Annotated in this window: 13 protein-coding genes; 11 read left to right on the plus strand and 2 right to left on the minus strand. The window is 63.4% G+C overall.

Translation table 11 applies throughout. The features are described 5' to 3' along the window. Window positions 1-519: 519 nt before the first annotated feature. A complete protein-coding gene (locus tag EJA05_RS15965; protein ID WP_125464434.1) occupies window positions 520-1,065 on the minus strand; it encodes an RrF2 family transcriptional regulator in 546 nt (181 codons plus the stop codon). A gap of 269 nt (window positions 1,066-1,334) precedes the next feature. Here EJA05_RS15965 and EJA05_RS15970 point away from each other — a divergent pair, with 269 nt between their 5' ends. Both EJA05_RS15970 and EJA05_RS15975 read left to right on the plus strand, forming a co-directional pair. Then, window positions 1,335-2,534, plus strand: coding sequence for an NAD(P)/FAD-dependent oxidoreductase (locus tag EJA05_RS15970; protein WP_125858982.1), 1,200 nt, complete (start codon window positions 1,335-1,337; stop codon window positions 2,532-2,534). Between the two features lie 243 nt (window positions 2,535-2,777). After that, the gene (locus EJA05_RS15975; RefSeq protein ID WP_407692101.1) at window positions 2,778-4,388 is read left to right on the plus strand and encodes a methyl-accepting chemotaxis protein; all 1,611 of its coding nucleotides are present in this window, start codon (window positions 2,778-2,780) and stop codon (window positions 4,386-4,388) included. 126 nt (window positions 4,389-4,514) lie between these two features. On the opposite strand, the gene EJA05_RS15980 is transcribed toward EJA05_RS15975, so the two are convergent. Further along, window positions 4,515-5,918, minus strand: a complete 1,404-nt coding sequence (locus EJA05_RS15980; protein ID WP_125858984.1) for a purine-cytosine permease family protein — start codon at window positions 5,916-5,918, stop codon at window positions 4,515-4,517. Between the two features lie 317 nt (window positions 5,919-6,235). Between EJA05_RS15980 and EJA05_RS15985 the strand changes: the two genes are divergently transcribed. The 9 genes from EJA05_RS15985 (at window position 6,236) to EJA05_RS16025 (ending at window position 13,572) form a co-directional block, all read left to right on the plus strand. Further along, window positions 6,236-6,721 carry a flavin reductase family protein gene (locus EJA05_RS15985; protein WP_110996540.1) on the plus strand — a complete coding sequence of 162 codons (486 nt, stop codon included), beginning with the start codon at window positions 6,236-6,238 and terminating at the stop codon, window positions 6,719-6,721. Between the two features lie 60 nt (window positions 6,722-6,781). Next, the gene (locus EJA05_RS15990) at window positions 6,782-7,822 is read left to right on the plus strand and encodes an LLM class flavin-dependent oxidoreductase (protein ID WP_125858985.1); all 1,041 of its coding nucleotides are present in this window, start codon (window positions 6,782-6,784) and stop codon (window positions 7,820-7,822) included. A 322-nt stretch (window positions 7,823-8,144) separates the two neighbouring features. Further along, window positions 8,145-8,741 (plus strand): amino acid synthesis family protein, encoded by a 597-nt coding sequence (locus tag EJA05_RS15995; protein WP_003256068.1) that lies wholly within the window; start codon window positions 8,145-8,147, stop codon window positions 8,739-8,741. 68 nt (window positions 8,742-8,809) lie between these two features. After that, the gene (locus EJA05_RS16000) at window positions 8,810-9,643 is read left to right on the plus strand and encodes an alpha/beta fold hydrolase (protein ID WP_125858986.1); all 834 of its coding nucleotides are present in this window, start codon (window positions 8,810-8,812) and stop codon (window positions 9,641-9,643) included. After that, complete coding sequence (locus EJA05_RS16005; RefSeq protein ID WP_125464439.1) at window positions 9,640-11,121, plus strand: aldehyde dehydrogenase; 1,482 nt, start codon at window positions 9,640-9,642, stop codon at window positions 11,119-11,121. Before EJA05_RS16000 ends, EJA05_RS16005 begins: the two co-directional genes overlap by 4 nt. Window positions 11,122-11,133: 12 nt before the next feature. Then, the gene (locus EJA05_RS16010; RefSeq protein WP_125858987.1) at window positions 11,134-11,619 is read left to right on the plus strand and encodes a flavin reductase family protein; all 486 of its coding nucleotides are present in this window, start codon (window positions 11,134-11,136) and stop codon (window positions 11,617-11,619) included. A 154-nt stretch (window positions 11,620-11,773) separates the two neighbouring features. After that, on the plus strand, window positions 11,774-12,163 hold the full coding sequence (locus EJA05_RS16015; protein ID WP_125464441.1) for a carboxymuconolactone decarboxylase family protein: 390 nt from the start codon (window positions 11,774-11,776) through the stop codon (window positions 12,161-12,163). A 90-nt stretch (window positions 12,164-12,253) separates the two neighbouring features. After that, window positions 12,254-13,006, plus strand: coding sequence for a GntR family transcriptional regulator (locus tag EJA05_RS16020; RefSeq protein WP_110996546.1), 753 nt, complete (start codon window positions 12,254-12,256; stop codon window positions 13,004-13,006). Between the two features lie 2 nt (window positions 13,007-13,008). Continuing rightward, complete coding sequence (locus EJA05_RS16025; protein WP_125858988.1) at window positions 13,009-13,572, plus strand: NUDIX hydrolase; 564 nt, start codon at window positions 13,009-13,011, stop codon at window positions 13,570-13,572. Window positions 13,573-14,070 lie beyond the last annotated feature (498 nt).

Raw genomic sequence — 14,070 nt, forward strand, 5'->3', positions numbered from 1 at the left:
TGGCTGTTGTGTATGTATTTTTTTTCGGGCCCTATCGCCGGCAAGCCGGCTCCCACAGGTACAGCGCAAGTCTGAAAATTCGCACTAACCTGTGGGAGCTGGCTTGCCAGCGATTGCAATCCTGAGTTCCCACCCAATCCAACTAGCGACAGCTAACGCCAGCCCAGGCGCCGCCCCTAACTTCGCGACTTCAGGAGGCTGAGCGTAGGCGTCTGGAGGGCCCTGGTGCGCAGCACCCTTCGGCGTTAGCCGAAGGCGCGAGATGTAGACTTGCGCAGCAAGTCGGAGGCCGCGCGGGCCCGGAAGACGCCGGAGCGAAGGGACCCGCAGCGCAGCGGAGGGCCGTATGAATGGAGCGAGCGGTTTTTGGTTACTTTTTTCCAAGAAAAAAAGTAACCCGCCGTAAGGGCGGAAAGGTGACTATGCGTCGACATCGCAAATGAATGCGTATAAACCTATCAAAACAAAAACGCGCTCACTGAATAAAATCAAGAAAAGAAACAGCAGCCCTAGAACAACTTAAACAGCCACCACCGGTATATCCCCGCTACCACTCCCCTTCCCGTCCCGCCGCTCCCCCATCCACTCATTGACCTGCTGCCCAAACGCCGCCGGCGCCTTGCGCCCGAACCGCCGCGCCAAGTCCAGGATCGTCTGCTGCGCCAAAGCCTCCTCCATGCGCTTCTGCGCCCCCAGCATCACCGCATTGATCGCACACGTCCCCTCGACCGCCCAGGCCGGTGCCGAGCCCTCGAACACCGCACAACGCTCCCGAATCTCGCGGCAGTCGAAAATCTTCTTGTGCCCATCGATGGCCGTGACGATATCCAGCACCGTTATTTCATCCGACGGCCGCGCCAGACGGAAACCACCCCGCACCCCCTCGGTGGCCGCAACCAGCCCGGCCCGAGCGAGCTTGGTGAACACCTTCGCCAGGTACTCCTGCGGTACACCCTGCAACTCGGCCAGGTCGCGCACGCTGGACTCGCGGCTGTCGCCACGCTCGTCCACCAGGAACAACAGGCAATGGATACCGTACTCGACGCCGGCACTGTAGAGCGACATGTCAATCTCCGACTGAATTTGTCGCAAATACTACGCCCATCAACGGCAACTGGCAAAGCCTCAGCTTGCCGCCCGTCGCCAGCCCATCAGCACAAAAAGCCCCTGCAAACCAGCAAAACCGCAGGTTTAGACCGAACTTGCGAAGGCCCGGACGGGGGCTGGCTGAAAAAAATACTTGTCGAGACAAACTCCGATCAATACAGTCGCAGTTATTCGGCAGGCAGCCAACGCACCACCGAAGCCCTTTCCCCATCTAGCGGAGCACTCACATGACCCCACATATCCTGATCATCGGTGCCGGCTTTGCCGGTGTATGGAGCGCCCTCAGCGCCGCTCGCCTGCTCGACCAGGCCCAGGCCGGCGACGTGCGCATCAGCGTGCTGGCTCCGCAGCCAGAGCTGCGCATCCGCCCACGCTTCTACGAAGCCGACGCCCACACCTTGCAGGCCCCGCTGAGCGACTTGTTCGATGTGGTTGGCGTGCAGTTCATCCACGGCAACGCCGAAAGCATCGACAGCACCGCGCGCCAGGTCGGCTACATCGACGCCAACGGCCAGCGCCAGCAGTTGGGCTACGACCGCCTGATCCTCGCCGCCGGCAGCCAGGTCGCTCGCCCCGCCGTGCCAGGCCTGGCCGAGCACAGCTTCGATGTCGACCAGATGGAATCGGCTGTGCGCCTGGAGCAGCACCTGGTTGGCCTGGCCAAGCTGCCCACCTCGCCGGCACGCAACACCGTGGTGGTGTGCGGCGGTGGCTTCACCGGCATCGAGACCGCCACCGAAATGACGCCCCGTCTGCGTGCCATCCTCGGTGAAGGCAATGTCCGCGTGGTGCTGGTGGACCGGGCCGACAGCATCGGTGCCGCCCTTGGCGCCGGTATCACCCCGGCCATCGTCGCCGCCTCGGAACACGCCGGTGTCGAGTGGCTGACCGGTGCTTCGGTAGTGGCCGTAGAGGCAGGCGGCGTGACCCTCGACAATGGCGAACACATCGCCAGCAATACCGTGATCTGGACTGCTGGCGTCAAGGCCAGCCCGCTGACCGCGCAGGTCGCAGGCGAGCGTGACGCCCTGGGCCGGCTGCGGGTCGACCCGCACCTTAAAGTTGTCGGCCAGGAGCATATCTACGCCACCGGCGACGTCGCCTGGGCCGCGGTGGACGACATCGGCAACCACGCGCTGATGACCTGCCAGCACGCCATCCCCATGGGCCGCCATTCGGGCAACAACGCCATGGCCGACCTGCTGGGCCTGGCGCCCGTGGTGTACCGCCAGCCGAAGTACGTCACCTGCCTGGACCTGGGCGAATGGGGCGCGGCCTACAGCGAGGGCTGGGAACGCGAACTGGTCCTGCAAGGCCAGGAAGGCAAGAACCTCAAGCGCCAGATCAACACCCTGTGGATCTACCCACCAGCAGCCGACCGTGAACAGGCGCTGGCAGCCGCAGACCCGGCGATTGCCATCGTATAAGCGAACCAAAACTGACTTATCCGTCAGATTATGACGGATCAGCCTGTACGTGCTGTTACATTGAATGACTGGTCAATAATAATGGCCATATGGCATCATTGGCGCCAAAAAAACATCACGAAGGTGAGGAACACACCTAACCCGCAGCGCATCGAGAGCCTGGCACCCGTCATCACGGCCCTCAAACCATGCTCTTGACGCCTGCACGCCAACGTCAAGGAGCATGCCATGCAGTTACGGAATATGAAGATCGGCAAACGCGCCGCCAGCGTGTTCGCGCTTTTAGGTGCACTGGTCCTGGCAATGGGCCTGCTTTCTCTCTACGAAACCCGGCAAATGGACAGCGCCACCGACGAAATTCGCATCACCTGGATCCCCGCCGTCGTTGCCCTCAACGACATCGGCAGCAACCTCGGCCGCGTCCGCGCGCTCACCCTGCGCACCGCCCTGGACGACGACAGCAACGAGCGAGCCCGAAATACTGCCCTGCTCCAGACCGTCAACGATCAGTTGCAAGCCGCCCTCAAAGACTACGAAGACACCATCATCGCCGCCGATGACCGTGCCCTGTTCAATGCCTTCAACGCTGCCCACCAGCAGTACTACAGCCTGCAGCAGGAAGTACTGAAGGACATCAACGCCGGCCGCGCGGCCGATGCCAAACGCAAGATCAGCGGCCCGCTCACCCAACATGCCGACAGCATGATGAAAACCATGGCGGCCCTGATCGCCTACAACGGCAAGGGCGCCGAAGATGCTTCGCAGCGCAGCAGCGACGTCGCCGACGAAGCCTTCAGCGTGATCGTCAGCTCACTGCTGGTCATCATCATCGCCCTCATCGCCATCGCCATCCTGCTTACCCGCAGCATCGTCGTCCCGCTGGCCGACGCCGTGGCCGTGGCCGAGCGTGTGGCCACCGGCGACCTCACCCGCGACATTCAGGTCAGCGGTCGTGACGAACCGGCACTGCTGCTGCGTGCCCTGAGCCAGATGCAACAGAGCCTGCGCGACACCCTGCGCAAGATCGCCGCCTCCTCCGACCAACTGGCCTCGGCCTCCGAAGAACTGCACACGGTCACCGAAGACACCAGCCGCGGCCTGCATCAGCAGAGCGCCGAGATCGACCAGGCCGCCACGGCAGTCAACCAGATGACCGCGGCGGTCGAGGAAGTGGCCAACAACGCGGTGAGTACTGCCGATGCGTCGAAGGGCGCCGACCAGACCACCCGCGACGGCCGCGACCAGGTCAACCAGGCCTTGAGCTCGATCCAGCATCTGGTCGACGACGTCACCGGCACTTCCCAGGAAATCGAACAACTGGCCAGCAGCGCCAACGAAATCAGCCGGGTCCTGGACGTGATCGGTTCGATTGCCGGGCAGACCAACCTTCTGGCGCTCAACGCGGCCATCGAGGCAGCCCGCGCCGGCGAGGCCGGGCGCGGCTTTGCAGTGGTCGCTGACGAAGTACGGGCACTGGCCCACCGCACCCAGCAGTCCACCGCCGAGATCGAGCAGATGATTGGCGGCATTCAGGACGGCACCGGGCGCGCGGTCAGCGCCATGCACAGCAGCCAGGGCCGCGCCAACGGTACGCTGGAAGTGGCGCAGTCGGCCGGCCAGGCGCTGGAGCTGATCGCCGAGGCCATCGCCTCGATCAACCAGCGCAACCTGGTGATCGCCAGTGCCTCGGAGCAACAGGCGCAGGTGGCACGGGAAGTGGATCGTAACCTGGTGAACATTCGCGACCTGGCCATGCAGACTTCCGCCGGCGCCAACCAGACCAGCGCGGCGGCGCAAGACCTGTCGCGCCTGGCGGTGGAATTGAACGCCATGGTGGCGCAGTTCAAGGTTTGATCCGAGGGCTGCACTTGGCTTGAAAACATCGCGGGGCAAGTCGCAGCGGTGCACCGCCGCTCCCACGCTACCTGCTCAGGGGCAGCGTGGGAGCGGGCTTGCCCCGCGATGCATCTGCGCGATGAATCAGTCGTTCGCGCAAATCACCCTGCCCGCCTTCACCGGCGTGTTGCGCGTCGCCAGGCAGTAATACAGCGGCACGGTCACGATCAAGCCGAACAGCCACGACAGGTCGGCCCCTTCGACGATGTTCGAGTACGGCCCCACATACAGCGCGGTGTTGGCGAACGGCAGCTGTACCAGGATGCCGCAGGCGTAGGCAATGATCGCGTGGTGGTTGAAGCGGCCGTAAATCCCACCGTCGGCGCTGAAGATCGAGGCGATGTCGTACTCGCCCTTCTTGATCAGGTAGAAGTCCACCAGGTTGATCGACGCCCACGGCACCAGCACCAGCAGCAGGGCCAGGATCAGGCCGATGAACTCACCGATGAAGTCGGCCGAAGCGTTAAGCGCGACCATGCCGCAAGCCATCAGGATCACCGTCGCCAGCACCACGCGCACCTTGATGCTCGGCGTCCACTGGGCGGCGAACGTCTGGATCGCGGTGACGATCGACAGCACCGCGCCGTACAGGTTGAGGGCGTTGTGGCTGATGATGTTGAGCAGGAACAGCACCATCAGGATCGGCCCCAGCCAGCCGGTGGCCTGCTTGACCGCAGCCATGGCGTCCGTGCCTTGCGGTACGCACAGCACCGCCACCGCACCGAAGCTGAAGCACAGGATGGTGCCCAGGGTGGCGCCGAAGTAGGTGGCCCAGAACGGCTTGGCAATGCCGATCTCACGCGGCAGGTAACGCGAGTAGTCGGAGGTATATGGCGAGAAGCTGATCTGCCAGATGGTACCCAGCGACACCGTGGCGATGAAGCCCGACAGGTTGAACGCGCCCCGGCTGAAGAAGTCAGCCGGCAGGTCCTGGGCGAACATCATGATGAAACCGGCCAGCAGCGCCGAACCCATCACCCAGGTACCGATGCGGTTGAGGATGTGGATGAAGCGGTAGCCGATCACGCCGATGGCGGTGGCGCTCAGGGCGCCGATGACGATGGCGCTGGGCATCGGCACGCTGGGGGCGATGCCGTGGATCGACTTGCCCGCCAGGACGATGTTGGAAATGAAGAACCCGACGTAGATCAGCGCGGTGAAGAACACGATCAGCAGCGCGCCGTAGCGGCCGAACTGGCCACGGCTCTGCACCATCTGCGGAATGCCCAGCTGCGGTCCCTGCGCAGAGGCCAGGGCGAGTACCACACCGCCCAGCAGATGGCCCAGCGCGATGGCGATCAGGCCCCACAACAGGTTCAGGTGGAACACCTGCACCACCATGGCCCCGGTGACGATGGGCAGTGGCGCGATGTTGGTGCTGAACCACAGGGTGAACAGGTCGCGCGCCTTCCCATGGCGCTCGGCAGGTGGAACGTAATCGACCGTGTGATTTTCGACAAACTGGTGTTGCGACGACGGTTGGGACATAGGTTTTCAGCTCGAAAGGTCGTTTTTTATCTTTGTATGGAAACCGCTCAAGGCGGCCTCTCAGCTGCGGACCATATTATGGTATTCCAAACTTTTGACAACACTGCGCCGCGCTTTTTCAGCGCATCTGATCTGCCTGGCGCCCCGCCTTGGCGCAGCCTTTTCACTGCCAAACCCAATGAATACGGGGCCTTAACCGTTCATCGCGTTATCCGCGCACCAGAAAATTCCGCTTGCAAAATAGGTATTACGGTATACCATCAGACACATCAACGATAAAAACCGCGGACCACCGCAGCCCTTCCGAGGTACACAAGATGATCGACGCAACTGTCTACAAGAACGTCCTGGGCTCCTTCCCGTCCGGCGTTACCGTCATCACCACCCTGGACGACGACGGCTCGATCGTCGGCCTCACCGCCAGCGCCTTCTCCTCGCTGTCGATGGACCCGCCACTGGTGCTGTTCTGCCCCAACTACAGCTCCGACTCCTACCCTGTCTTGATGAAGAACAAGCGCTTCGCCATTCACCTGTTGTCCGGTGAGCAGCAAGCCGAGGCCTATGCATTCGCGAAAAAGGGCAAGGACAAGGCCAGCGGTATCGAATGGACCCTGAGCGACCTCGGCAACCCGATCCTGGCCGGCGCCACCGCCGTCATCGAATGCGAACTGTGGCGCGAATACGAAGGTGGCGACCACGCCATCATGGTCGGCAAGGTGCACAACCTGATCGTGCCGCAAGAGGCTCCACGGCCGATGATCTACTGCCGCGGCAAGATGGCCAGCCTGCCAGCCTTCGCCTGATGCAACCCATCTGAAAACCTGCCCCGGCAGGCGACAACAACAAGCTCCGAGGAAAGCCCCATGAAATTTTCGTTGTTCGTGCACATGGAACGTTGGGATGAACAGGTCAGCCACCGCCAGCTGTTCGAAGACCTGACCGAACTGACCTTGATGGCCGAAGACGGCGGTTTCAGCACCGTGTGGATCGGCGAACACCACGCCATGGAATACACCATCTCGCCAAGCCCGATGCCGCTGCTGGCCTACCTCGCCGCGCGCACCGAGAAGATTCGCCTGGGCGCCGGCACCATCATCGCGCCGTTCTGGAACCCGATCCGCGTGGCCGGCGAATGCGCCCTGCTCGATGTGATCAGCAACGGTCGCATGGAAGTGGGCCTGGCCCGCGGCGCCTACCAGTTCGAATTCGACCGCATGGCCAACGGCATGCCGGCCACCGACGGTGGCAAGGCCCTGCGCGAAATGGTGCCGGTGGTGCGCAAACTGTGGGAAGGCGACTACGCCCATGACGGCGAAGTCTACAAGTTCCCCACCTCCACCAGCGTACCCAAGCCGTTCAACGCCACGCCGCCGATGTGGATCGCCGCCCGCGACCCGGACTCGCACAACTTCGCCGTGGCCAATGGCTGCAATGTCATGGTCACCCCGCTGATGAAGGGCGACGAAGAAGTACTGGACCTGAAGAACAAGTTCCAGGCCGCCCTGGACAACAACCCGGATGTGCCGCGCCCGCAACTGATGGTGCTGCGCCACACCCACGTGCACAGCCCGTCGGAGCCTGAAGGCTGGAAAATCGGCGCCCAGGCCATCTCGCGCTTCTACCGCACCTTCGACGCCTGGTTCGGCAACAAGACCACCCCGGTCAATGGTTTCCTGGAGCCCAGCCCGGAATCGAAGTTCGCCGAAGTGCCAGCGTTCGAGCTGAACAACATCCGCAAGAACACCATGATCGGCACCCCCGAAGAGATCATTGCGCGCATCAAGTACTACCAGGAACTCGGCGTCGACGAGTTCAGCTTCTGGTGCGACAACAGCCTGCCCCATGCCGAAAAGAAAAAGTCGCTGGAGCTGTTCATCAAGGAAGTGGTGCCGGCCTTCGCCTGAATTCCCTTTGCCTGAAACATTGCGGGACATGCCCGCTCCCGTGTGCCCTTGCGGCCTGCGTGAGCGGGCTTTTTTTCGCAACGGCATCTGGCCTCTTCGCGGGTAAACCCGCTCCCACACGACTTGCGCTGCCTTGAAGATTGCGCGGTACCTGTGGGAGCGGGTTTACCCGCGAAGAGCCCAGTACAGACAGCAGAGATATCAAGGCATCAGCCGACCTTTCGTCCCCTTCCCAACGAAATTTTCAGCCCCCTCTTGCACATCAAATATTATGGTATACCATCAGACAACAAGAGCTGATAACCCTCACCAGGAGCCCCCCATGAGTTTCGAAATCCGCAAGATCGTCACCTACTCCGAAGAAACCCGCATCGAAGGCGGCAAGGCCACCGACAAGCCAGTGACCATGGTCGGCCTGGCCGTGGTGATCAAGAACCCATGGGCCGGCCGCGGTTTCGTTGAAGACCTCAAGCCGGAGATCCGCGCCAACTGCTCCGAGCTGGGCGCACTGATGGTCGAGCGCCTGACCGCCGCCATCGGCGGTGCCGACAAGATCGAGGCTTACGGCAAAGCCGCCGTGGTCGGCGCCGACGGCGAAATCGAGCACGCTTCGGCGGTGATCCACACCCTGCGCTTCGGCAACCACTACCGCGAAGCCGTACAGGCCAAAAGCTACCTGAGCTTCACCAACAAGCGCGGCGGCCCGGGCACCTCGATCCAGATCCCGATGATGCAGAAGGACGACGAAGGCCTGCGCTCGCACTACATCACCCTGGAAATGCAGATCGAAGACGCCCCGCGCGCCGACGAAATCGTCGTGGTGCTGGGCGCCGCCGACGGTGGCCGCCTGCACCCACGCATCGGTAACCGCTACATCGACCTGGAAGAACTGGCTGCCGAAAAAGCCAACGCTCAATAACAACAACCAAGACGGGCCTGGGCGTGGCGAGCATACCCGCCGCGCCCGACCTTCAAGGAGCGCCCTCCATGATTCAGCCTGTCGCTGAACGTACACCGGCCGGGACCAGTTACCTGGATCTAGGCCAGGGCCAGCCCGTGGTACTGATCCACGGCGTGGGCCTGAACAAGGAAATGTGGGGCGGGCAGATCGTCGGCCTGGCCAACGACTACCGCGTCATCACCTACGACATGCTCGGCCATGGCCAGAGCCGCGTGCCCGCCAGCGACACGCCGCTCGAAGGCTACGCCGAACAGCTCGCCGAATTGCTCGACCACCTGCAGATCGCCCAGGCCACCGTGATCGGCTTCTCCATGGGTGGCCTGGTGGCCCGCGCCTTCGCGCTCAATTACCCGCAGCGCCTGGCCGCACTGGTAGTGCTCAACAGCGTGTTCAACCGCACCCCCGAGCAGAGCGCCGGGGTGATCGCCCGTGCCGCGCAAGCCTTTGAACAGGGCCCCGACGCCAACGTCGACGCAGCGCTCGACCGCTGGTTCAGCCGCGAATACAAGGCCGCCAACCCGGCCCAGGTCGCCGCCATCCGCCAGGTGCTGGCCAGCAACGACCCGCAGGGCTACCACACCACCTATTCGCTGTTCGCCACCCAGGACATGTACCGCGAAGGCGACCTGGGCAGCATCCAGGTACCGACGCTGATCGCCACCGGCGAACTCGACAGCGGCTCCACCCCGGCCATGACCCGCCAGCTCGCCGCGCGTATCCCCGGTGCGCAGAGCGTGGTCCTCGCCGAGCAACGGCATATGATGCCGGTGGAAGCGCCGCGCGAAGTCAACAAGATGCTGCTGGACTTCCTCAAGCAAGCCCGCACCCTCACCGAATCCGCCAAGGGGATTGTTGCATGACCCTCGTTCGTTTCCAGATGTGCATCGACGGCCAGTGGCTCGATGCCCAGAGCGGCAAGACCTTCGACAGCCTCGACCCGGCCACCGCCCAGGCCTGGGCGCAACTGCCAGACGCCGCCGAAGCCGACGTCGAGCTGGCCGTGCAGGCCGCCCAGCGCGCCTTCGAAGGCTCTGCCTGGCGCGGCCTCACCGCCACCGCCCGGGGCAAACTGCTGCGCCGCCTGGGTGATCTGATCGCCGAGAACAAGGAACACCTGGCCCAGCTCGAGAGCCGTGACAACGGCAAGCTGATCCGCGAAACCCGCGGCCAGGTCGGCTACCTGCCGGAGTTCTTCCACTACACCGCGGGGCTGGCCGACAAGCTCGAAGGCGGCACCCTGCCGCTGGATAAGCCGGACCTGTTCGCCTACACCGTGCACGAGCCGATTGGCGTGGTGGCCGGGATCATCCCCTGGAACAGCCCGCTGTACCTGACCGCGATCAAGCTGGCCCCGGCCCTGGCCGCCGGCAACACCATCGTGCTCAAGCCCTCCGAGCACGCCTCGGCGACCATCCTCGAGCTGGCCCGCCTGGCCCTCGAAGCCGGCTTCCCGGCCGGCGTGGTCAACGTGGTGACCGGCTACGGCCCAAGCACCGGCGCCGCCCTCACCCGCCACCCGCTGGTGCGCAAGATCGCCTTCACCGGCGGCGCCGCCACCGCCCGCCATGTGGTGCGCAGCAGCGCCGAGAACTTCGCCAAGCTGTCGCTGGAGCTGGGCGGCAAGTCGCCGAACATCATCTTCGCCGACGCGGACCTGGACAGCGCCATCAACGGCGCCGTGGCCGGCATCTATGCCGCCTCCGGGCAAAGCTGCGTGGCCGGTTCGCGGCTGCTGGTGCAGGACGAGATCTTCGACGAGTTCGTCGAACGCCTGATCGCCCGCGCCAAAAGCATCCGCATCGGCAACCCGCAGGACGAACGCAGCGAGATGGGCCCCATCGCCACCGCCCAGCAACTGGCCGTGATCGAAGGCCTGGTGGCCGCGGCCAAGGCCGAAGGCGCCACGCTGCGCATGGGTGGCAAGCGTGCCGAGGTCGAAGGTGACGGCTGGTTCTACGAGCCGACTCTGTTCGAGTGCGACAGCAACTCGATGACCATCATGCAGGAAGAAGTGTTCGGCCCGGTCGCAGCGGTGATCCGCTTCAAGACCGAGGAACAGGCCCTGGCGATGGCCAACGACTCGCAGTTCGGCCTGGCCGCCGGCATCTGGACCCGCGACCTGGGCCGCGCCCACCGCCTGGCCCGCGACGTGCGTTCCGGGATCATCTGGGTCAACACCTACCGCGCGGTATCGGCCATGGCCCCCATCGGCGGTTTCAAGAACAGCGGCTATGGCCGTGAGAGCGGCATCGATTCGGTGCTTGCCTATACCGAGCTGAAGACGGTGTGGATCAACCTCTCCACCGCGCCCATGCCCGACCCGTTCGTGATGCGCTAGGAGGAACACGAGATGATCGAACCCGGCATCTACAAAGACGTGATGGGCTCGTTCCCGTCCGGTGTCACCGTGGTCACTACCCTGGATGCCGACGGCGCCATCGTCGGCATCACCGCCAGCGCCTTCAGCGCGCTGTCGATCGAGCCGGCGCTGGTGCTGTTCTGCCCCAACTACGCCTCGGACACCTACCCGATCCTGCGCGACAGCAAGCAGTTCGCCATCCACCTGTTGTCCGCCGACCAGACCGCCGAGGCCTATGCCTTCGCCGGCAAGGGCAAGGACAAGGCCAAGGGCATCGACTGGCAGTTGAGCGAACTGGGCAACCCGTTGCTCACCAAGGCCACGGCGATCATCGAGTGCGAACTGTGGCGCGAGTATGACGGCGGTGACCACGCGATCATCGTCGGCGCCGTGAAGAACCTGGTGCTGCCCGAGCAGCCGGTGACGCCGATGGTGTACCACAAGGGCAAGCTCGGCGCCTTGCCGCCGCTGGGCTGATACCCCATCGCGGGGCAAGCCCGCTCCCACGAACTCGCCTGCGTGGGAGCGGGCTTGCCCCGCGATGCTGCCCCACAGTTTCCGGGGGCCGCGCATACCCCCTCACCTTCGGTTGCGGCCCCCCTTTTCATTCAACGTTCAAGGACCTCGGCAGATGAGCAACGAAAAGTACGAGAAAGGCCTGCAGATCCGCACCCAGGTACTGGGCGAGGACTACGTCAACCGCTCGATCCAGAACGCCGACGAGTTCACCAAGCCGCTCCAGGAGCTGGTTACCGAGTACTGCTGGGGCCATGTCTGGGGCCGCGATGGCTTGTCGCTCAAAGAGCGCAGCATGATAAACTTGGCCATGATTTCCGCGCTCAACCGGCCCCACGAGCTCAAGCTGCACATCCGTGGCGCCTTGCGCAATGGCCTGAGCCGTGAACAGATTCGCGAGATCCTGCTCCAAGTCGGCATTTATTGCGGCGTACCTGCGGCGGTGGACAGTTTCCGCCTGGCCCGCGAGGCCTTCGCCGAAGCCGACGCAGAGTCAACCCGTTAACAACGGGCTGTTTCGAACCACTGCAAGGAGCGCCACGGTTCGTGGCCCTTCGCGATGTTGGCGCAACAGCCTCATAAAAGAGCGCCCCTGATGAAACGCCAGCCACTCGACGACAGCTTCAAGGTCAACCGCAACCCCGTTACCCTGCGTGAAATCGTGCTGGACAAACTGCGCAGCGCGATCATGAACTTCCACCTGCTGCCGGGCGATCGCCTGGTCGAGCGCGACCTCTGCGATCGCCTCGGCGTCAGCCGCACCTCGGTCCGCGAAGCCCTGCGCCACCTCGAATCCGAAGGCCTGGTCGAGTTCGCCGACGCCAAGGGCCCGCGCGTGGCCATCATCACCCTGGAAGACGCCCGCGACATCTACGAGCTGCGTTGCGTACTCGAAGGCCTGATCGTCCAGTTGTTCACCCTCAACGCCAAGACCAAGGACATCCGCGCCTTGGAGCGCGCCCTGGAAGTCAACCGCGAGGCGCTGGAAGACGGCGAGCTGCAGCAGGTGCTCGACTCGGTGCAAGGTTTCTACGACGTGCTGCTCGAAGGTTCGGGCAACCAGGTGGCCGCCCAGCAGTTGCGCCAGTTGCAGGCGCGCATCAGCTACCTGCGCGCCACGTCGGTGTCGCAAGAGAACCGCCGCAGCGCCAGCAACCGTGAAATGGAAAAGATCGTCGAGGCGATCAAGAGCGGCGACCCGCAAGTCGCGCACCAGGCCTCGGTCGACCATGTACGCGCCGCCGCAAAAGTGGCACTGGACTATCTGCGCCAGAAACAGGACGACAACGCCAAGGTCCGCGAAATCGTCGCTCCCCTGCCCCTCAAGGACCCTCGCATAGGCCGCTGACCATGCCCACCGCCCCGCGCTACTGCCCGCACTGCACCACGGAACTGGCCCGGGGCGTCCCCAACGGCGACACCCACGAACGTCTGCACTGCAGCAACTGCGGCTACATCCACTACATCAACCCGAAGATCATTGCCGGCTGCATCATCGAGCGTGATGGCAAGTACCTGCTGTGCCAGCGGGCCATTGCGCCGCGGCCAGGGACCTGGACACTGCCGGCCGGGTTCATGGAGGCTGGCGAGACCACCGAGCAGGCGGCGTTGCGCGAGGTATGGGAAGAGAGTGGCGTGCGGGGCGAGATCGTCTCGCCTTACTCGATTTTCAGCGTGCCGCAGATCAGCGAGGTGTACATCATCTTCCGCGCCATTGCGACTGAAGAGACCGGGGAGTATGGGGCTGAGACTCTGGCCTACAAGTTCTTCGAGCCTGACGAGATTCCTTGGGACCAGATCTATTACCCGGCGATTCGGCAGATCTTGGAGCGGTACATTCTTGAGCGGCAGGCGGGGGTGTATGGGATTTATATGGGGAATGATGATAGCGGGAAGGTGCATTTCATTCGTTGAGTGGGGTTCGGGTTCGGGTTCGGGTTCGGGTTCGGGTTCGGGTTCGGGTTCGGGTTCGGGTTTCAGGGTGTTGGTTTTTGTAGATGTATGCGCATTCAGCGGCGATGTCGACTTTTAGTCACCTTTCCGCCCTTACGGCGGCCTACTTTGGTCTTGGCCAAAGTAGGCAAAGCCGCTCGCTCCCATCATACGGCCCCTGCGCTGCGCTCCGGGGTCCCCTCGCTCCGGTGCCTTCCGGGCCCGCGCGGCCTACGACTTGCTGCGCAAGTCTACATCTCGCGCCTTCGGCTTACGCCGAAGGGTGCTGCGCACCAGGGCCCTACAGTCACCTCCACTCGGCCTCCTGAAGTCGCAATTTGTGTTGCCTGGACTATCGCGCGCTTAGAAGCAAAAGCAAAAACAGATCAAGAGCAGATCAAGAGCAGATCAAGAGCAGATCAAGAGCAGATCAAGAGCAGATCAAGAGCAGATCAAGAGCAGATCAAGAGCAGATCAAGA

This window comes from Pseudomonas oryziphila (genome assembly GCF_003940825.1).
Classification (GTDB): Bacteria; Pseudomonadota; Gammaproteobacteria; order Pseudomonadales; family Pseudomonadaceae; genus Aquipseudomonas; species Aquipseudomonas sichuanensis.